Genomic DNA, 18,284 nt, shown 5'->3' on the forward strand with positions numbered 1-18,284 from the left:
ACGGCTTTCAATTGGTTACGGTAAGTAATAATATCAAGGGAGTCGTCAGCTATTTTTAATTGGCTATTATTGGATTAAGGCACCGAATGAACTTACACGAATACCAAGCAAAATCTTTGTTTTCCGATTACCAAATCCCCATTCCTCAAGGCGTTATGATTTCGAGCATGGCTCAGCTTGATGCAGCACTGACCGAAGTTGACGGAGATCAGTGGGTAGTGAAAGCGCAGATTCATGCCGGTGCGCGTGGTAAAGCGGGTGGTGTGAAGCTGGTAGCCTCTAGAGAAGAAGCGCATCAAGTCGCTGAGCAGTTGTTGGGCAGCTCTCTTGCAACTATTCAAACCGCGGGTAAAGCACTTCCTATTCATTCATTGCTGATTGAGCAAACGCTTAATATCCAAACAGAATTGTATTTGAGCTTATTGGTAGATCGTGTCTCCAAAACGCATACGTTCATTATTTCTGAAGCAGGTGGAATGGATATTGAAGCTGTTGCCGAAGCGACGCCTGAAAAAATTCTGACCGTTCATATCGATCCAACCGTTGGTTTGATGCCTTACCAGTGCCGTGAAGTTGGTTTTGCACTAGGCCTTCAAGGTACTGCGTTCAAACAACTGATGGGCGTGATGCAAGGCTTGTATCGTTTGGCGCTGGATAAAGACATTGCCTTACTAGAGATCAACCCTTTGGTGGTGACTTCGGAAAACAATTTGATTGCACTGGATGCGAAAATCAACATTGATTCAAATGCGTTGTATCGCCAACCTGCGTTGGTTGCGATGCGCGATGCAACTCAAGAAGACGAGCGTGAAGCCAAGGCGGCGGACCACCAATTGAACTATATCGCTTTGGAAGGTGATATCGGTTGTATGGTAAACGGTGCTGGCTTGGCAATGGCCACGATGGACTTGATTAAACTGAATGGCGGGGAGCCGGCGAACTTCTTGGATGTTGGTGGCGGAGCAACGCCGGAGCGGGTGTCAGAAGCGTTTAAATTGATTTTGTCTTCTCCTGACGTGAAGTCTATCTTGGTAAATATTTTTGGCGGTATCGTCCGTTGTGATTTAATTGCGGACGGTATCATTCAAGCGGTGCAGGAAGTTGGCTTAACCATTCCTGTGGTCGTACGCTTGGAAGGAACGAATGTGGAATTAGGAAAAGAAAAACTGGCGAAAAGCGGTTTAAGCATTATTACAGCAGACGGACTGGCGGATGCAGCGCAAAAAGTGGTTGCCGCAGCAAAAGACGGGGGAGCTATCTAGTGAGTATTTTGATTGATAGCAACACCAAAGTTATTTGCCAAGGCTTCACTGGGAAACAAGGAACCTTCCACTCCGAACAGGCGATTGCCTATGGAACCAAAATGGTTGGCGGTGTGACGCCTGGTAAAGGTGGAACGACCCATCTTGATTTGCCGGTTTTCAATACAGTAAAGGAAGCGGTTGCTCAAACGGGTGCTGAAGCATCGATGATTTATGTGCCACCTGCGTTTGCAGCCGACTCAATTATTGAAGCCATTGATGCCGGTATCAAGGTGATTACCTGTATTACCGAAGGTATTCCGGTAAATGATATGTTGAAGGTGCGTGCGGTATTGGATAAGTCTGACGCTTACCTGATTGGACCGAACTGCCCAGGCTTGATTACCCCTGGCGACGGTAAAGAAGGGTGCAAGATAGGCATTATGCCTGGACATATTCACTTTCCCGGGAAGATTGGTATTGTTTCCCGTTCAGGGACTTTGACCTATGAAGCGGTTCATCAAACCACGCAAAATGGTTTGGGACAGTCAACCTGCGTTGGGATTGGTGGAGACCCGATTCAAGGTATGAACTTTATTGACTGCCTGGGTCTGTTTGAGCAAGACCCTCAAACTGAAGGCATCATCTTGGTGGGTGAAATTGGTGGTCAAGCAGAAGAAGATGCTGCACAATTCATACAAGAGCATGTCACCAAACCGGTTGTTGCCTATATTGCCGGTGTTACAGCACCTGCAGGAAAACGTATGGGACATGCCGGTGCCATTGTGAGCGGTGGAAAAGGCACAGCAGAAGCTAAGTTTGCAGCACTAGAAGCGGCAGGTGTGACGGTGGTACGTTCACCTGCGGATCTAGGATCGGCAATCGAAAAGCGATTGGCTTAATTGAATCAAGTGTCGGTATTTATGAGGCAAAGCGATGTCTGAACAAATCAAGATTGTCATGGCGCAAATCAACCCAATAGTTGGGGATATTGATGGCAACGTGCACATGATTATCGAGGCTGCTCAGCAAGCAAAGCAACAACATGAAGCTGATATTGTCGTTTTCCCCGAGCTGACCATTACTGGCTATCCGCCAGAAGACTTGTTGTTTAGGCAAGCGCTTTACATTCAGGTAGATGCTGCGCTGTCTACAATCTGTGAAGCGGTACAAGATGTGGTGGTGGTCATTGGCTATCCAATGATGGACGACTTGGGTGAACGATTCAACATGGCTGCATGGATTGAAAAGGGGCAAATCCAAGCCAGCTATATCAAACAAAACCTTCCAAACTACAGCGTATTTGACGAAAAGCGCTATTTCGAATCAGGCGATCAATCTTGTGTCGTGACTTACAAAGGCGTGTCCTTTGGTTTGTTGATTTGCGAAGATATTTGGAAAATTTCACCAGCCAGCCAAGCAGTGGCTTCTGGCGCGGAAGCGTTGTTGATCTTGAATGCTTCACCATTCTTTTCTGAAAAACACCAAGACCGAATTGATGTCGTGAAACGCCGCATTTCAGAAGTTTCTGTACCCGTGATTTATGTTAACCAAATCGGTGGGCAAGATGAACTGGTGTTTGACGGCGGTTCTTTCGCAACCTGTGCCGAGGGCGAAGTGCAAGTTCAAGCGCCTGAGTTTAAAGAAGCTTTGACCCCAGTCACTTTGTTAAAACAGGGTAACTCTGTTGCCATTATGCCGGGCGAACAAGCGGAGCTTTATGAAGATGAAGCGCGAGTGTACCAAGCATTGGTGATGGGGGTTCGCGATTACATTCAAAAGAATGGGTTCAATGGTGCGCTCCTTGGACTCTCGGGAGGTATTGATTCTGCTCTAACACTGGCGATTGCAGTTGATGCGCTGGGTGCAGATAAAGTCGAGGCAGTGATGATGCCTTTCCGTTACACCGCCGACATCAGTATTGAAGATGCAAAATTGGAAGCAGATGCTCTTGGTGTGCATTATCATTCGATTCCAATCGAAGATATGTACAACGCGTTCGAGTCGGCATTAGCCACTCGTTTTGAAGGCTATGAACCTGATTTGACTGAAGAGAACCTTCAAGCGAGAATTCGTGGAACTGTGTTGATGTCGATTTCCAATAAAGTTGGTAAATTGGTGTTGGCGACCAGTAACAAGTCTGAAGTGGCAGTGGGCTACTCTACCTTGTATGGTGATATGGTTGGCGGCTTTTCACCACTGAAAGATGTTCCAAAGACGTTGGTCTATCGCTTGTCGAAGTATCGTAATACCTTATCTCAAGTAATCCCGGAAAGAGTCATTACTCGACCACCTTCCGCGGAGCTTCGCCCTGATCAAAAAGATCAAGATTCGCTTCCAGACTATGATATTCTTGATTCAATCATTGAGAACTATGTAAAATACGATAAATCACCTACACAAATTGTAGAGGAATTCGGCTTTGAAGCCAAACAAGTGGAATCTGTTGTTAGAATGATTAATCGTAGCGAGTATAAAAGGCGACAAGCGGCGCCTGGCGTGAAGATCACCAAAAGAGCTTTCGGCAGAGACAGGCGTTATCCAATCACAAACCAATATCGGGAGTGAGATTTTGTTATGATCGACCAGAGGGTTTCTAAGAGAGCAATTCAGTATCTTAATGATCCACAGTGCCCGATCGATCCATCGGATTCCGTATCCCTAGAGCAAACGGAGCTGTTGTTACAGTTGCAGCGTGATGTGCTCGAAGATATTGTCATCACAAGAAATGCTTACGATGTTGTCGACAAAATCTGTAAGCTCGCAGAAGAAATCCTACCCAATTCCGTCGCTTCCGTAATGTTATTGAAGCATGACGAACTGTTTGTTTATTGTGCTCCGAGTGTTCCGCCAGAAGGGATTCAGCGTCTAAATGGCCTGAAACCAGGACCAAACTCCGGCTCTTGTGGCAACGTAGTCTATAGAGAAAAACCAGCCTTTGTAACCGACACCTTTACCGATGACCGCTGGAAAGACTTAATGCCTATCGCGGAAGATTTCGGGCTAAGAGCCTGTTGGTCTGTTCCAGTAAGAACGGAAAAGAATGAGCTGGTAGGAACCTTTGCATTAACCAGCTTTGAAACACGCGCGCCTTCCTTATTTCATCGCCGTCTACTGGATACCTGTAGCTTTCTGGTGAGTATTATTTTAAAACGTGAAAAGCTTGAAAAGCGCTTAGTTGATGCTGCCTACTTTGATTCCTTAACAAAATTGTCTAACCGTGAAAAGTTACAGTTGGATTTGAACACTTTCATGGCGCAAGGAAAAGAGTTTGTTCTGGTCTTTGTTGGTTTGGATCGTTTTAAATCAGTGAATGATACCTATGGGCATGAGACAGGGGACTATGTTTTGTCTCAAGTGGCGAAGCGTCTATCCACAAGCTGTAATATTGCTCTAGGCGTTTACCGTATTACTGGGGACGAGTTTGCCATAGCCATTGAAAGTCCTCAAAGTCTTCAGGCTTGTGAAGCTTTGGCGCAACAAATTGAGATCGTACTAAATCCTTCATTCAGTTTTAACGACGCAGAATTTTTTATACGTGCATGTGCTGGTTTTGCCTACCCATTGGGTGATGGTGATACTGTTTCTGAGTTGATGAGACGTGCCGATACTGCGATGTATGCAGCCAAAGAGTCGAAAGATAAGAATTTCGCGGTATTTACACCGCAAATGGCAGATAAGGTACAAGAGCAAGTGCAACTTGAAAGGGATCTGCATAGAGCTGTTAGAGATGATGAATTTGAAGTATTTTATCAACCTGTTATGGAAGCGGATGGTCGAACTATCCATTCTATGGAAGCATTGATTCGCTGGCACCATCCCAAAAAGGGCTTGATTGTGCCAACGGTATTTATTCCTTTAGCGGAAGAAGCCGGTTTGATTCCTCAAATTTCTTGCATAGTGGTTGAGCATACTTTGCAGTTCTTGAATGACCTTAAAGCTAAAAGCCTTCCCCTGCATCGAGTCTCCATCAATCTTTCCGGTAGAGAATTCAACCATAAACACATTAATGAATTAATGGGGATGATAGAAGATCAAGGATTGACCAGTCACTTTGAGTTTGAACTGTTGGAAAGTTATTTGATGGAAAATGCGGAGGAGGTTATCTCCTTGTTGGATTCTGTCAGAAAGCGCGGTATCAGTATTGCGATTGACGACTTTGGAACCGGGTACTCATCACTCAGTTATCTAAAGAAGTTCCCAGTAGATAAGATCAAAATTGATCAGTCTTTGGTGAAGGATATTATCTCGGATCTCAATGATTTAGAAATCAGTAAGGCGGTCGTTGCCATGGCACGAAGCTTGGGCTTAAGCGTCGTTGCTGAAGGGGTTGAGACCGAAGCTCATAGTCAGCTATTATCTGAGTTGGGCGTTGATTATCTTCAAGGCTACTTCTTCTCGAAACCTATACCTGCTCCTGAAATGGAAGCCTTTCTATACAAGTCTGAAAACGCTTAAATAGAGGTGTTTAAGCGCCGTCCTGGTTTGCGCTATCTAGTTCTGAATTCTTGTTACGCTTCTGGTTAAAGTCGATAACTTTTTGGACATTGTCAGCATTGGTTTTCATGCCCAGTTTCTGATAGCTGTCTCGCATGAGAATCAAAGAGTCCATGTTAACAATTGATCTAGGGTAGTTGGTGACAACCAGTCTTGCGCGATTTGCTGCTGCCAAGTAAGCTTTACGCTTGTAGTAATAAGTGGCGACCTGATACTCGTGACGCGCTAGGCGGTTGCGTAGAATAATCAAGCGTTTTCTAGATGCAGCGGCATATTTGCTGGTTGGAAAACGGTTAATCAACTCCATATAGTCTTGATACGCATCTTCTGTTGAAGCCATGTCTCGGTAAGCAGGGTCGGTCAACCAGCTATCAAACCAGCTTTTATTGATGGAGTCTGCTGCTAGTGCTTTCAGGTAAAGTGCATAGGGAATAGCGCGATGTTTAGGATATAGGCGAATGAATTCGGCTAATTCTCGCTTAGCAGATTCCGGTTCGTCGTATTTGTAGTAAGCGTAGGCAAGCTCTAAATAAGACTGCTCAGCATATTTTCCATACGGGAAGTAAGACTGCAATTTTTCATAATACTTGATTGCTGTTTCCCATTGCTCGCTGTTGTAGGCTTCTTTTGCGTGATCGTAAAATTCTTTAACCGTCCATTTGGATTCGTCTTTTTCAACTAATGAAGAGCAACCGTTAAGCGCAAAAACGGAAAGCAATAGAGAAAGAATCAGGAAGGTTTTCAACGGGCTGCGGAAACGCATCGATAGTGAGTTCATTTAGTCTAGTTGGTTAGAATTCGGTTAGAATATGCAAAACACAAATTATAGCACAGGCTAAAAATAGTCATAGACTATTCGGTGCCTCTTAATAACTTTGTCATGATGTCTCTAACAATAAGATATTGATGTAAGAAGGAACGACTTTGACGCAACAAGAATTAACCACCACCATCCCATTAGACAAGATTTCATCCAGATTGGATGCCGTCCTTGCTGAGCTGTATCCAGATTACTCCCGTAATAGAATTCAGGATTGGATCAAAGTCGGTAATGTGACGTTGGATGGCAAGGTTCAGAAAAAGCCAAATTTCAAAGTATTGGGTGGTGAAAAAGTGGTCTTGCAAGCAGAGCTGGATGACGAAGTCGTTTATGAAGCCCAAGAAATGGAGCTGGATATTATTTATGAAGATGACGATATCCTGGTTATCAACAAACCTGTAGGAATGGTGGTTCACCCTGGCGCAGGAAATCCTGATGGCACATTGCTGAATGGCTTGTTGTTTTATTCTCCGGCGCTACGGGAAGTGCCACGAGCGGGGATCGTTCATAGGTTAGACAAAGATACATCCGGCTTGATGGTAGTAGCCAAAACTGTTCCTGCCCAGACGCATTTGGTTGAGCAGCTTCAGCGTCATGCGGTAGAGCGAGTTTATGATGCCGTTGTGGTTGGAAAGGTCATTTCCGGTGGTAAGGTAACCAAAAATATTGGTAGACACCCAACGGATCGTAAGCGTATGGCGGCTTTGAGCGTTGGGGGGAAAACGGCTGTTTCCCATTATCGTGTGTTGGAACGTTTTCGAGAGCATACTCATGTCCGTGTTCAGTTGGAAACAGGACGTACTCACCAGATTCGCGTGCATATGTCTTCTATCGGATTTCCTTTGGTTGGTGATCCGGTTTATGGCGGGCGCTTACGCATTCCAAAAAGTATGATGCCGGAGTTTGTTGATTATCTTCGTAACTTCAAGCGCCAAGCATTACATGCCGGAATGCTCAGTTTAACTCACCCGATTAGCGGTAAGCTGATGAAGTGGAAGGCACCGATGCCTGACGATATGTTGGATTTGATCGACATGCTTCGAGACGATATGGATGACTTCCAAGCTCAGTTTCATGGTTATGACGAGTATGACTACGACTATGATAACGGCGTAGAAGTTGAGTGGGTCACCGATGCCGATATTGCAGATTGAGGATTTAACGCTTGTCCAACCAAATTGGACAGTTTCCAATAAAGTAAAAGCCTTTTGCACCACTCGCTTGTCAGGGCGGAGCGAAGGTGTTTACGAGTCTTTCAATCTTGCCTCGCATGTTCACGATGATATGGCAGCTGTTCATGCTAATCGTCAAAAACTAAAAGAAACACTCAACCTTCCTTCAGAACCCTTTTGGCTTGATCAGCAGCATACAACAGTCGCGGTCGCTTTTTCGGACGCATTAAGTGATCAAAAGCCAGTGGCTGATGCAGCTTGGACACAGCAAAAAGGTCAGGTGCTAACGGTTATGACAGCTGATTGCCTGCCAATTATTTTGGTAGACGATGACGCATCAATTGTAGTTGTCATTCATGCCGGTTGGAGAGGGCTGGCAGAGGGGGTTATTGAGAATACCCTAGCAAAGCTTCCTGTTGAATCTCAATGTTTGCAGGCATGGATTGGTCCTGCAATTTCACAGTCTTTTTTTGAGGTAGGTGGAGAGGTATTGGATGCTTTCGTTGAAAAACGTGTGGGCGCTCTGGACTTCTTTAAACAATCGGAAGCAGACCCTTCGAAATATTTTGCGGACTTACCCAACCTGGCAGATTTTATCTTGCATGAATGTGGTGTCCGTGAGGTTTCTTTAAGTGGGTTGTGCAGCTATGCACAGCAGGAATTATTCTACTCTTATCGTAGAGATGGAGAGACGGGCCGCATGGCGACCCTGATCTGGTTAGATGCTGATTAAACCTTTTAAAGTTTGATTAAATGTTCTAAGTGATCGTTAAATTATTTCAGGCCGCTATTGATAAAGCTTTCACAACGTTCAACCTCTTCAGGAAGGCCTTGAATGATTAAGGCATCATCCACTCTGACCATGGTTTTCGGGTCAGGATCGTCACCACGAACGTGTCCACGTTTGACCGATTTCAATGTGACATTGAAGTTTTCACAATCCAATTCCTCAAGTGTCTTGCCAACCGCATAAGCAGATTCGTTGATATAAATCGACTGAATGATCTGACCCGTTTGAGACTGGTCGAAAGGGGTGATGTCCGTTTCACCGGGATAAAGCCCTTCCAGCAGACCATAGCGATTCTTGCGAGCCTCTCTCGTTTGTCTAATGACTTGACTGGGCGGGTGACCTAGCATCAGAAGCAAGTGTGAAGCGAACATGATGCTCGACTCAAAGGTATCTGGAATAACTTCGGTGGCTCCTGCGGCAATCAGTTCTTGTAGGTGGGTGTCATCCTGTGTTCTCACCAATACTGGTAGATCCGGTGCGACATGTTTCAACGTCTTAAGCGTTTTGATGACCGCATGATAGTCATGGAAACTGATGATCGCGACTTTTGCATTATGAATGTTTGTGGCATGCAACACGCTTTCTTTAGCGGAATCCCCGAAGTAGACACGTTCACCACTTTGCGCGGCTTCTTGTACACGACGTATATCCATGTCGAGCGCAACGAAAGGTTGGTGAGACTTCTCTAGGAACTTGGCAGTGGTTTGTCCCACACGTCCAAAGCCCAAAATAACCACGTGATCTTTAAGGAATTTAGAGTCTTCTTCAATGGTTTTTTCGATGTCAGCGAAATTGGAGCTATAACTTTCCTTGCAAACGGTTTTGGCAATGGTGCCATTGAATTTGATGATGAAAGGTGAGGCAATCATGCTCAATACCGCCGCGGTCAGCACCAGCTGGCTGAGCTCTAAAGAAAGTAAGTTGTTAGATAGTGCAAGAGTAATCAGCACCAAACCGAATTCACCAACTTGCCCCAAAGAAAGAGCTGTTCTCAATGCAACGCCTTCAGGGTGTTTTGCATACTTCATCACAAAGAAGATAGCGGCTACTTTCAGCAGGATAATGCCAAATGTAATCAGAATGACGGAAACGAAATGTTCCAACACCAGTTCAGGCGAAATAATCATCCCCACTGTGATGAAAAACAGCCCAAGCAAAATATCTTGGAAGGGACGAATGTCTGCCTCGATTTGATGGCGATACTCTGTCTCACCTAACATCATCCCCGCCATGAAAGCCCCTAGTGTCATGGAAATGCCCATTTCTTCGGTAAATGCCGCCGCGGCTAGTACCATGGTCAAAACCGTTAGCGTAAACAGTTCTTGTGACTTTGAAGAGGCAACTTCATGGAAAATAGGGCGCAGGATGTAGCGTCCGACTAAAAGAATAACAACAACAACGACAAGCCCTTTTACTAGCGAAACACCAAGCTCCGCGGCTAAGCCGTCACCTGTTGCGGAAGCTAATGCCGGAATCAAAATCAATAAGGGGATTGCCATGATGTCTTGGAAGATCAAGATACCAACGGTTGCTCGACCATGGCGTGTTTGAATTTCGGATTGTTCAGTTAGCTGTTTGATAACGATTGCCGTTGAAGATAAGGCAAAGGCACTGGCAATGACGAAGCTGGTTTCAAAGTTCAACCCAAAACCGAAATGAGACACCAGATAAACCACGAGACCAGTCACGAAAACCTGCATAGCGCCCAGTCCGAAAACAGCTTTTCGCATCGCGATCATCTGCGACAAAGAGAATTCCAAACCAATGGCGAACAATAGGAAAACCACCCCGAATTCGGCGAGAAACTTAACATTTTCCTCACTGTGGATAAATCCAAGCCCAAAAGGGCCTACGACCACGCCAACAGCAATATAGTTCAATATTGCCGGGATATGGGCTCTGCGGGAAATAGAAATCAGCACGACCGTTAAAATCAGAATCGAGACGATTTTAACGAACATATGTTGATCGGCCATAAAGATGTTTTTCCTAGTTAATGGTTTGAAAGTGTAATTAAGTTGATTTTAACTTTATCATTTAATGTATTGATTACTAATGATAATGTCAAAAGTTACCGTCTTGAAGCGGTTTAATTGTGCAAAGTTAGGTCTGTGAGTTCGGTATTTATCGGTAAGACTGAGTTACAAGAACTCGAATCGCATAGATAAATCCACGGCGCGAATATTTTTTGTAATAGCGCCGGTAGAAATAAAGTCGACTTGCGTGCTAGCAAGCGTAGAAAGTTGTTCCAATTCGACGTTGCCGGAGACTTCAAGTTTGGCTTGCCCATTGTTCATTTGAACAGCTTCACGAATCATCTCAAGACTGAAGTTATCCAGCATAATGATATCCGCACCTGCTTCCAAGGCTTGCTTGACTTCATCCAGTGTCTCAGTTTCAACTTCTACTGTGGTATTGGGGTATAACTGCTTGGCAGAGTAAACAGCGTTTTGAATGCCGTGCGCCGCCATAATATGATTTTCTTTCAGTAGAATAGCATCGTACAACCCGATTCTATGGTTTTTTCCACCACCACAATGTACCGCATATTTTTGTGCTAGGCGTAATCCCGGCAATGTTTTTCGCGTATCCAGTAATTGCGTATGAGAACCTTGTAGCTTCTCGACATAACGTGCAGTTTCAGTCGCAGTTGCCGAAAGCGTCTGTAAAAAGTTCAAAGCACTTCTTTCGCCGGATAATAAGATTCTGGCATTGCCATTCAATTCACACAATATCGTGCCAGCTTTGACAGATTCACCTTCTTTACAGTGCCAAACGATTTCGGTTGCCGGGTCTAAATGTTTGAAAACAGCATCAAACCATGGTCTTCCACAAATAACCGCATCTTCCTTGGTGATAATGTGTGCCTTGGCTTGCTGCTGCGCAGCAATCAGAGAAGCACTTAAGTCACCAGTGGCAATGTCTTCTTTTAATGCAGTTTCAATATTTAGCTCAAGGTGTTGGAAGTAATCTAATTCAGGCATGAAGTTATTGTGTGTAAGTTGTTTTGGAATATTGTACCTGAGAAGGACGTTGAATACTGATTTTGAACGCTATCAGACTTAAATATTTTTACATTAAATAAAACCGTTTTCAGTATTTAAAAGTGTGGTTGTGAACGATTGGAAGTGAGCAATCAATGTGTGAAATCTAGCAAAGAAAGTAACTCTGTGTACAATGATTGTTTTAAACCCTGTATCTAAAAGTTTTGGAATGGTATTGAAAGTAGACTTGGAAACCGGCTTGTTAAAGCAGGCCAATTTTGTTCCCAGCCCGAATTGTGACGAGCGTCCAGAGGGGACAGAGATTGATTTGATTGTGGTTCATGGCATCAGTCTGCCGCCGGGTCAATTTGGTGGGCAAGGCGTTGAGCAGCTCTTTACCAATCGACTGAATCCTGAAGAGGATCCTTATTACAAGACGATAGAAGGATTGAGGGTCTCTGCCCATCTGTTTATCAATCGAAAAGGTGAGGTGATTCAGTTTGTGCCTTTTCATTTGCGAGCGTGGCATGCAGGGGTTTCTCGTTATCAAGAGCGAGATAAGTGCAATGATTTTTCGATAGGCATTGAGCTGGAAGGAACGGATCACACGCCTTATACCGCATCACAATATTCAGCACTGAAAAAAGCCGTTCAGGCGATTATGGAAGCCTATCCCTCTATTCCGAAGGATGCGGTGACAGGGCATGAGCATATTGCACCCGGCAGAAAAACTGATCCCGGCCCTTATTTCATGTGGGCGGCAATTCGATCATCGGATACTAAGGCTTAAATGGTTAAGCAATCCAGCCGCCGCCGTTGTTATTTTTCTTTGAAGGTGAGGTTGGCGAATTGTCTGTTTTCGGCTCAAACCGCATACAGGGTTCTCCCGAGGTTTCATAGACCACGACGCTTGGCAGTTTTTGTGTCTTAAAGCCAAACGCACGACATCCCTTGGGTTTTGCATTATCCCAAGTGACAAAAAAGTGTCGGCATTTAAAACAATCTACCGGTTCAAAGTTTGAATCTGGATTAACCGTACTCATTCTAGGGTATAAATTTTTTTAAGTCGCAATTAATAATTGTTATGCTAATATTTTGCAAAATTTGAAAGAAATGCTTTTAAACTAATTTTAAAGCAAAGATTAGGCAGTGTGCATTGCTTAATGCATTTTATATTGTTTAAATTGAAATAATCTTAAATAAAAAGGGATTGATTATGGCTCAAGTCGGTCTTTTCTACGGTACTGATACTGGAAACACTGAACGCGTCGCAGATATGATTAAAGACAAAATCGGTGCTGACAAGGTTGATGTCTACGATATCGCTTCTGCAAGTGCTGCGGATTTTGCAAAGTACGACAAAATTATTCTAGGTCAGCCGACTTGGTATTATGGTGAACTGCAAAGCAGCTGGGATGACTTCTGGGATGACTTCAAGTCAGTCGATTTCACCAACAAACAAGTTGCTTGTTTCGGTTTGGGTGACCAAGCGGATTATGCAGAATATTTCTTGGATGCGATGGGACTTATGCATGACGTTGCATTGGAAAATGGCTCGATTCCAGTTGGTTATTGGTCAACAGACGGTTATCAGTTCGATGAATCAAAAGCGGTTACCGAAGACGGTGAGTTCTTCGTTGGTTTGGCGATTGATGAAGACCAGCAGCCAGAAATGACCGCTGAACGTGTCGACCAATGGGTTGATCAAATTAAGGAAGAAATGGAGTTTTAAGCTTTCATTTCATGAAAATCTACCAGCCCCAACCTGGTAGATTTTTGGTTTTGCCAACCAGCATCAAATTTCTCTTTCCTGTTATCACTATCTTCTTGTTTTTTCTTAAAAACCAGCGATTTTCGCTTGTTATTCCAATAAAAAGTCGTATAATCTCGCCCTTTCAGAGCATACATATCTGAATTTCCTTGCTTCACTGACCTGAATCCACATTGATTCGTGAGTTGGGAGGCTTTTTTATTAATCCATAAGGAGATCCATTAATGCGTCATTATGAAGTCGTATTTTTAGTGCACCCTGATCAAAGTGAACAGGTGCCAGCAATGATCGAGCGTTACCGTGGTGTAATCGAAGAGAAAGGTGGTTCTATCCACCGCTTGGAAGACTGGGGACGTCGTCAATTAGCTTACCTTATCAACAAAGTCCACAAAGCGCATTACGTTCTAATGAACATCGAGTGTGATCAAGATACTCTTAGTGAGTTGGAAAACTTGTTCTACTACAACGATGCAGTTCTTCGTAATATGTTTATCAAGCGTAACGAAGCAGTTACAGAGCCTTCTGTAATGGCTAACTACAAAGAAGACAAGCGTAGAGGAGTTGAAAACAATGGCTAGAAATTTCGGAAGAAAAAAATTCTGTCGTTTTACTGCAGAAGGCGTTAAAGAAATCGATTACAAAGATTTAGATACTTTAAGAAGCTATATTACTGAAACAGGTAAAATCGTTCCAAGTCGTATCACTGGAACAAGCGCAAAATACCAACGTCAGCTTGCTACTGCTATCAAGCGTGCTCGTTATATTGCGTTGTTACCTTACACAGATCAGCATAAATAAGTTTGGCTGAAAGGAAACAATAGGAAGTCCTATGCTATTTATTGCTAACTATGTCATGAAGGGTCAACTTCCGGCCTACATAGCGACAGCAATTTTAGCGCTTTTGACCGTTTGGTTCGGTCCGGTGGGAATGTTGCTTGGTGCGGTTATCGCACTGGTGACATTGAGAGTCGGTTCTGGCGAAGGGTTGAAAGTTTTAACTGCAGCAGTAGCGATCAATTTAGTGGCAACACAAGCGTTTTTAGGCGCATCGTTGCCGGCGATAGTCGCTATTGTGGAGTATATGGTGCCGGTTTGGTTGATGGCGTGGGTGTTGAGAAGCACCAATTCATTAACATCGGCGCTAAGCTTAGGTATGTTAATGACCGGTGCAGTGGTTATCACTTTCCATATGATGGTGGGGGATACAACTGCTTGGTGGTCGAACATGATGAATACGGCGTTATTACCTTATGTGAAAGAAGCAGGGGTAGAAGCGCCGGCAGACGTGATTGCAACCCTGTCAGAAGTGGCGACCATGTTGCTGGCCATGTTTATGGTCGTACTGTGGTTCTCTATCCTGTTATTGGGTAGATGGTGGCAAGGCAGGTTGTATCATCCTGGTCAATTTCAACAGGATTTTTATCAGATTCGATTGCCTAAGAACTTGGCGTATTTGGCGGTGGTGCTGGCGGTTGCCGGACTTGTGTTCAAGTCAGGAATAGTTCAGGACTTGTCAGGCGTGATGATGGCAGGGTTGATGTTCCCTGGCCTAGCGATAGCACACCATGCGGTAGCGGTTAAGAAAATGGGAAATGGCTGGTTAGTTGGCCTTTACGTATTATTGTTTCTGTTTCCACAAACGATTTTGATTTTGGCGACAATAGGCTTGATAGATACTTGGTTAGATATCAAAAGCCGTTGGTCGCAAGATAGTTAAGATTAAATAGAGGTTTGAGCGATGAACGTTATTCTGCTTGAAAAAGTACAAAAACTAGGTGGCTTGGGTGACCAAGTTACTGTTAAATCTGGTTACGCGCGTAACTTCCTAATTCCACAAGGAAAAGCGAAACCAGCAACTAAAGACAACATTGCTGAGTTTGAAGCGCGTCGTGCTGAGCTTGAAAAACAAGCTACCGAAGCACTAGCTGCTGCACAAGCAATTTTCGAAAAAATGAACGGAACAGTTGTTTCTATCGAATCTGTTGCAGGTGACGAAGGGAAACTATTCGGTTCGGTTGGTACTGCTGACATTGCTGATGCATTGCAAGCAGCTGGTTTCGATGTTGAGCGTAAAGCGGTACGTATGCCTGAAGGTTCACTACGTCACGTTGGTACTTTCGAAATCGATGTTGAGCTACATTCTGATGTAGTTGCATCTATCACTGTTGAAGTAAAAGCGACTGCGGAAGCTTAATTACTAATCAACTAAAAAAAGCGAGGCTTGTCCTCGCTTTTTTTATGCCTAAAATCCAGAGAGCATTGTCAAAATCCGCCAGGTTGGGGGGTAAGTAATGACGCGGGATAAAATTCAGTAACAAGAATCTCAAATTTTTTGTTCCCGCGGTTATAATAGATTTTCTTTTTTATCCTGGAAATGGGATATATAAACCTATAACAATTTTCAGAATCGATGTCAGAAGAATCCTTATTTAAAACCCCACCTCATTCCATAGAGTCAGAGCAGTCCGTTATCGGCGGCTTGATGCTTGATAATGAGAAGTTTGAGGATGTTGCCGTCCAGTTGCATGAGCAGGATTTCTACACTCAGCAGCACCAAGTTATCTATGCGGCAATTACCCAGTTGCATCAAGCCGGTAAGCCATTTGATTTGGTAACGGTTCTGGAAAAGCTTCACTCCACCGGTAAGTTACAGGACGCGGGTGATAAGCAGTATTTGATGGATTTGGTGACGAATACGCCAGGCGCCGTCAACATCCACTTCTATGCGGATATCGTGCGTGAGAAAGCCATTTTACGTTCATTGATTCACGCATCCAATGAAATTTCCGAAGCCAGCTATTTCCCACAAGGTCGTGATGTTCGCGAGATTTTGGACTTGTCCGAGCGCAAAATCATGGGTATTGCCGAGCATGGCGCTGGTGAACAAAGAGAATACCAAACCCTTACTTCATTGTTGAGTTCAGCGGTCAATACCATTGACCAGCGTTTCAATTCGGATGGTTCGATTACTGGTCTGGAAACCCATTTGGCCGAGTTTGACGGTGTGACTTCCGGTTTGCAAAACGGTGATTTGATTATCGTTGCCGGGCGTCCTTCGATGGGTAAAACCACTTTCTCGATGAACATTGCGGAAAATGCCGCGGTTAAAAGCCTTGCGCCTGTCGCAGTGTTCAGTATGGAGATGCCTGCCGAGCAGTTGGTGCTGCGTATGATCAGTTCTATCGGTCATATCGATGCGGAAAGAATTCGTAAAGGGAACTTTGAACCGGAAGATTTCACCAGCCTGAACCGTGCAGTGACAGTATTGTCTCAAGCCAAAATGTATATTGATGATACGCCTGCGCTGATGATTACCGACTTGAGAGCGCGCGCTCGTCGTATTGATAAAGACATTCGTGATGAGCAGTATAAACAAGCAGTGGCAGAAGGTAAGGAAAACCCTGAAAGTCATGTCACGGGTATCGGTTTGATCGTAATCGATTACTTGCAGTTGATGCGCGGTTCCACCAATACCGACAACCGTGTAAACGAGATTTCCGAAATTTCGCGTGGTTTGAAAGCCATTGCCAAAGAGTTGAATGTACCCGTTATTGCCCTGTCTCAGTTGAGTCGTAACTTGGAAAACCGCCCGGACAAACGTCCGAAAATGGCAGATTTGAGGGAATCCGGAGCCATCGAGCAGGATGCGGATTTGATCATCTTCATCTATCGTGATGAAGTGTATAACCCGGATACCCAAGACAAAGGTACTGCGGAAATTATTCTTGGGAAACACCGTAACGGTGCTTTGGCAAACGTGCGCTTGGCCTTCCTTGGTAAGTACACCAAGTTTGAGAACTTCGCCCATATGGATTTGGATGATGATCCTTATTAAGTTAGCGACTCTTAAGCCGAAAGAGCGAAAAGCTTCACAATCTCGGACGACACTATGACGCTTTACCGTCCCGCGCAAGCCATTATCAACTTAGCCGCCTTAAAACATAACTTGCAGCAGGTGAGAAAACTTGCGCCTTCATCTAAAGTGATGGCTGTCATTAAAGCCAATGGTTACGGGCATGGTATTCAACGTGCGGCGAATGCGCTTTCTGCTTGTGATGCCTATGGCGTGGCGTCTATCGATGAAGCCATTACTTTGCGTCAAGCCGGATTTTTACATCGCATTGTGTTGCTGGAAGGCTTGTTTTCCGAAGCGGAAGTTATTCAAGCGCTTAACCACCGACTGGACATTGCGGTACACGCGTTTCATCAGTTGGACTGGTTGATGTCGTTGGATGCATCACAACATATTTCAATCTGGCTGAAGTTCGACACAGGCATGCATCGTCTTGGGTTTTATCCTGAGGACAGTGATGCGATAGCCGAGCGGTTGTCACAGTTGAAGTGCTCGACTCAAATCCATTTGATGTCGCATTTCTCCAGTGCGGATACAGATGAAGCTTTCACCATGAAGCAATTTAATCGTCTGTTGGAAATTGACAAGCGCTTTCAAGCGCCTAAAAGTATTGCCAATTCAGCCGGTATCCAGCGCTTTCCGCAAACCCACATGAATTGGGTTCGTCCTGGCATTATGCTGTATGGTGCCAGCGCAGGTGTTGAAGGTTCAGATGAGACGGTAAATTTGAAACCGGCCATGGTGCTTAAATCAAAAGTGATGAACCTAAAGTGGGTGGATGCTGGAGAAACCGTCGGCTATGGCAATACCTGGCAAGCAGAACAAAAAACACTTCTGGCGGTGGTTGCTGTCGGTTATGGTGACGGCTATCCAAGACATGCGCCGGCGGGAACGCCTGTCTGGATTTGTGGCCGCAAAGTACCCTTGGCCGGAAGAGTGTCGATGGATATGATTACCGTCGATGTCACCGAGATTGCCGACCAAATTCGCATGGGTGATGAAGCCATTCTTTGGGGTGAGGGCGTAACCGTTGATGAAGTAGCCGAAAAATGCGGCACCATCGGTTATGAGTTGTTATGTCAGGTAACGCCTCGTGTACCGCGTATAGAAATTGAAGTTTAAAAAAATTGAAGTTTAAAAAATAATAAAAGAGCAA

General features: G+C 44.6%; 18 protein-coding genes. 14 read left to right on the forward strand and 4 right to left on the reverse strand.

Going from position 1 to position 18,284, the window contains the following annotated elements:
* Positions 1-86 precede the first annotated feature (86 nt).
* Genes sucC through HVMH_RS04915 form a run of 4 tightly spaced genes read left to right on the forward strand, consistent with a single transcriptional unit; the run spans position 87 to position 5,699 of the window.
* Positions 87-1,262 carry an ADP-forming succinate--CoA ligase subunit beta gene (gene sucC / locus HVMH_RS04900; RefSeq protein ID WP_029908490.1) on the forward strand — a complete coding sequence of 392 codons (1,176 nt, stop codon included), beginning with the start codon at positions 87-89 and terminating at the stop codon, positions 1,260-1,262.
* A complete protein-coding gene (gene sucD / locus HVMH_RS04905) occupies positions 1,262-2,143 on the forward strand; it encodes a succinate--CoA ligase subunit alpha (RefSeq protein WP_029908493.1) in 882 nt (293 codons plus the stop codon). The genes sucC and sucD overlap by 1 nt, the downstream gene beginning before the upstream one ends.
* A 34-nt stretch (positions 2,144-2,177) precedes the next feature.
* Positions 2,178-3,809, forward strand: a complete 1,632-nt coding sequence (locus tag HVMH_RS04910) for an NAD+ synthase (protein ID WP_029908494.1) — start codon at positions 2,178-2,180, stop codon at positions 3,807-3,809.
* 9 nt (positions 3,810-3,818) lie between these two features.
* A complete protein-coding gene (locus HVMH_RS04915; RefSeq protein ID WP_029908496.1) occupies positions 3,819-5,699 on the forward strand; it encodes a bifunctional diguanylate cyclase/phosphodiesterase in 1,881 nt (626 codons plus the stop codon).
* Positions 5,700-5,709: 10 nt separating this feature from the next.
* On the opposite strand, the gene HVMH_RS04920 is transcribed toward HVMH_RS04915, so the two are convergent.
* Positions 5,710-6,516: an outer membrane protein assembly factor BamD gene (locus HVMH_RS04920; protein WP_232087820.1), complete on the reverse strand. Its 807-nt coding sequence runs from the start codon at positions 6,514-6,516 to the stop codon at positions 5,710-5,712.
* A gap of 146 nt (positions 6,517-6,662) precedes the next feature.
* Between HVMH_RS04920 and rluD the strand changes: the two genes are divergently transcribed.
* A complete protein-coding gene (gene rluD, locus HVMH_RS04925; protein ID WP_029908499.1) occupies positions 6,663-7,712 on the forward strand; it encodes a 23S rRNA pseudouridine(1911/1915/1917) synthase RluD in 1,050 nt (349 codons plus the stop codon).
* Positions 7,693-8,463, forward strand: coding sequence for a peptidoglycan editing factor PgeF (gene pgeF, locus HVMH_RS04930; protein ID WP_029908500.1), 771 nt, complete (start codon positions 7,693-7,695; stop codon positions 8,461-8,463). Before rluD ends, pgeF begins: the two co-directional genes overlap by 20 nt.
* A 41-nt stretch (positions 8,464-8,504) precedes the next feature.
* Here pgeF and HVMH_RS04935 read toward each other — a convergent pair whose 3' ends face one another.
* Both HVMH_RS04935 and nadC read right to left on the reverse strand, forming a co-directional pair.
* Positions 8,505-10,496, reverse strand: coding sequence for a monovalent cation:proton antiporter-2 (CPA2) family protein (locus HVMH_RS04935; protein WP_029908501.1), 1,992 nt, complete (start codon positions 10,494-10,496; stop codon positions 8,505-8,507).
* A 165-nt stretch (positions 10,497-10,661) separates the two neighbouring features.
* Positions 10,662-11,504, reverse strand: a complete 843-nt coding sequence (gene nadC / locus HVMH_RS04940; protein ID WP_029908502.1) for a carboxylating nicotinate-nucleotide diphosphorylase — start codon at positions 11,502-11,504, stop codon at positions 10,662-10,664.
* 229 nt (positions 11,505-11,733) lie between these two features.
* Here nadC and ampD point away from each other — a divergent pair, with 229 nt between their 5' ends.
* Both ampD and HVMH_RS04950 read left to right on the forward strand, forming a co-directional pair.
* Positions 11,734-12,294 carry a 1,6-anhydro-N-acetylmuramyl-L-alanine amidase AmpD gene (gene ampD / locus HVMH_RS04945; RefSeq protein WP_029908503.1) on the forward strand — a complete coding sequence of 187 codons (561 nt, stop codon included), beginning with the start codon at positions 11,734-11,736 and terminating at the stop codon, positions 12,292-12,294.
* 426 nt (positions 12,295-12,720) lie between these two features.
* Entirely contained in the window at positions 12,721-13,236 is a 516-nt protein-coding gene (locus HVMH_RS04950; RefSeq protein ID WP_029908505.1) for a flavodoxin, read from the forward strand.
* Here the strand turns inward: HVMH_RS04950 and HVMH_RS04955 are convergent.
* A complete protein-coding gene (locus tag HVMH_RS04955) occupies positions 13,233-13,433 on the reverse strand; it encodes a hypothetical protein (RefSeq protein ID WP_155837634.1) in 201 nt (66 codons plus the stop codon). The genes HVMH_RS04950 and HVMH_RS04955 overlap by 4 nt on opposite strands.
* A gap of 66 nt (positions 13,434-13,499) precedes the next feature.
* Between HVMH_RS04955 and rpsF the strand changes: the two genes are divergently transcribed.
* From rpsF to alr, 6 genes are all read left to right on the forward strand, one after another.
* Positions 13,500-13,853, forward strand: a complete 354-nt coding sequence (gene rpsF, locus HVMH_RS04960; protein WP_029908509.1) for a 30S ribosomal protein S6 — start codon at positions 13,500-13,502, stop codon at positions 13,851-13,853.
* A complete protein-coding gene (rpsR, locus tag HVMH_RS04965; protein WP_029908518.1) occupies positions 13,846-14,073 on the forward strand; it encodes a 30S ribosomal protein S18 in 228 nt (75 codons plus the stop codon). The genes rpsF and rpsR overlap by 8 nt, the downstream gene beginning before the upstream one ends.
* A gap of 31 nt (positions 14,074-14,104) precedes the next feature.
* Positions 14,105-14,992: a DUF2232 domain-containing protein gene (locus HVMH_RS04970; protein ID WP_029908520.1), complete on the forward strand. Its 888-nt coding sequence runs from the start codon at positions 14,105-14,107 to the stop codon at positions 14,990-14,992.
* Between the two features lie 21 nt (positions 14,993-15,013).
* Positions 15,014-15,469: a 50S ribosomal protein L9 gene (gene rplI, locus HVMH_RS04975; protein WP_029908522.1), complete on the forward strand. Its 456-nt coding sequence runs from the start codon at positions 15,014-15,016 to the stop codon at positions 15,467-15,469.
* A gap of 216 nt (positions 15,470-15,685) precedes the next feature.
* Positions 15,686-17,110 (forward strand): replicative DNA helicase, encoded by a 1,425-nt coding sequence (gene dnaB, locus HVMH_RS04980; RefSeq protein WP_029908524.1) that lies wholly within the window; start codon positions 15,686-15,688, stop codon positions 17,108-17,110.
* A 54-nt stretch (positions 17,111-17,164) separates the two neighbouring features.
* On the forward strand, positions 17,165-18,250 hold the full coding sequence (gene alr / locus HVMH_RS04985; protein ID WP_029908525.1) for an alanine racemase: 1,086 nt from the start codon (positions 17,165-17,167) through the stop codon (positions 18,248-18,250).
* Positions 18,251-18,284 lie beyond the last annotated feature (34 nt).

It is taken from the genome of Hydrogenovibrio marinus, assembly GCF_013340845.1.
Classification (GTDB): Bacteria; Pseudomonadota; Gammaproteobacteria; order Thiomicrospirales; family Thiomicrospiraceae; genus Hydrogenovibrio; species Hydrogenovibrio marinus.

Coding starts and splice junctions, on each gene's coding strand:
- HVMH_RS04920 (WP_232087820.1), bottom strand. CDS start 6,516: ATGAACTCACTATCGATGCGTTTCCGCAGCCCGTTGAAAACCTTCCTG.
- pgeF (WP_029908500.1), top strand. CDS start 7,693: ATGCCGATATTGCAGATTGAGGATTTAACGCTTGTCCAACCAAATTGG.
- sucC (WP_029908490.1), top strand. CDS start 87: ATGAACTTACACGAATACCAAGCAAAATCTTTGTTTTCCGATTACCAA.
- HVMH_RS04910 (WP_029908494.1), top strand. CDS start 2,178: ATGTCTGAACAAATCAAGATTGTCATGGCGCAAATCAACCCAATAGTT.
- ampD (WP_029908503.1), top strand. CDS start 11,734: ATGGTATTGAAAGTAGACTTGGAAACCGGCTTGTTAAAGCAGGCCAAT.
- HVMH_RS04950 (WP_029908505.1), top strand. CDS start 12,721: ATGGCTCAAGTCGGTCTTTTCTACGGTACTGATACTGGAAACACTGAA.
- alr (WP_029908525.1), top strand. CDS start 17,165: ATGACGCTTTACCGTCCCGCGCAAGCCATTATCAACTTAGCCGCCTTA.
- nadC (WP_029908502.1), bottom strand. CDS start 11,504: ATGCCTGAATTAGATTACTTCCAACACCTTGAGCTAAATATTGAAACT.
- HVMH_RS04970 (WP_029908520.1), top strand. CDS start 14,105: ATGCTATTTATTGCTAACTATGTCATGAAGGGTCAACTTCCGGCCTAC.
- rplI (WP_029908522.1), top strand. CDS start 15,014: ATGAACGTTATTCTGCTTGAAAAAGTACAAAAACTAGGTGGCTTGGGT.
- dnaB (WP_029908524.1), top strand. CDS start 15,686: ATGTCAGAAGAATCCTTATTTAAAACCCCACCTCATTCCATAGAGTCA.
- HVMH_RS04935 (WP_029908501.1), bottom strand. CDS start 10,496: ATGGCCGATCAACATATGTTCGTTAAAATCGTCTCGATTCTGATTTTA.
- rpsR (WP_029908518.1), top strand. CDS start 13,846: ATGGCTAGAAATTTCGGAAGAAAAAAATTCTGTCGTTTTACTGCAGAA.
- HVMH_RS04915 (WP_029908496.1), top strand. CDS start 3,819: ATGATCGACCAGAGGGTTTCTAAGAGAGCAATTCAGTATCTTAATGAT.
- rpsF (WP_029908509.1), top strand. CDS start 13,500: ATGCGTCATTATGAAGTCGTATTTTTAGTGCACCCTGATCAAAGTGAA.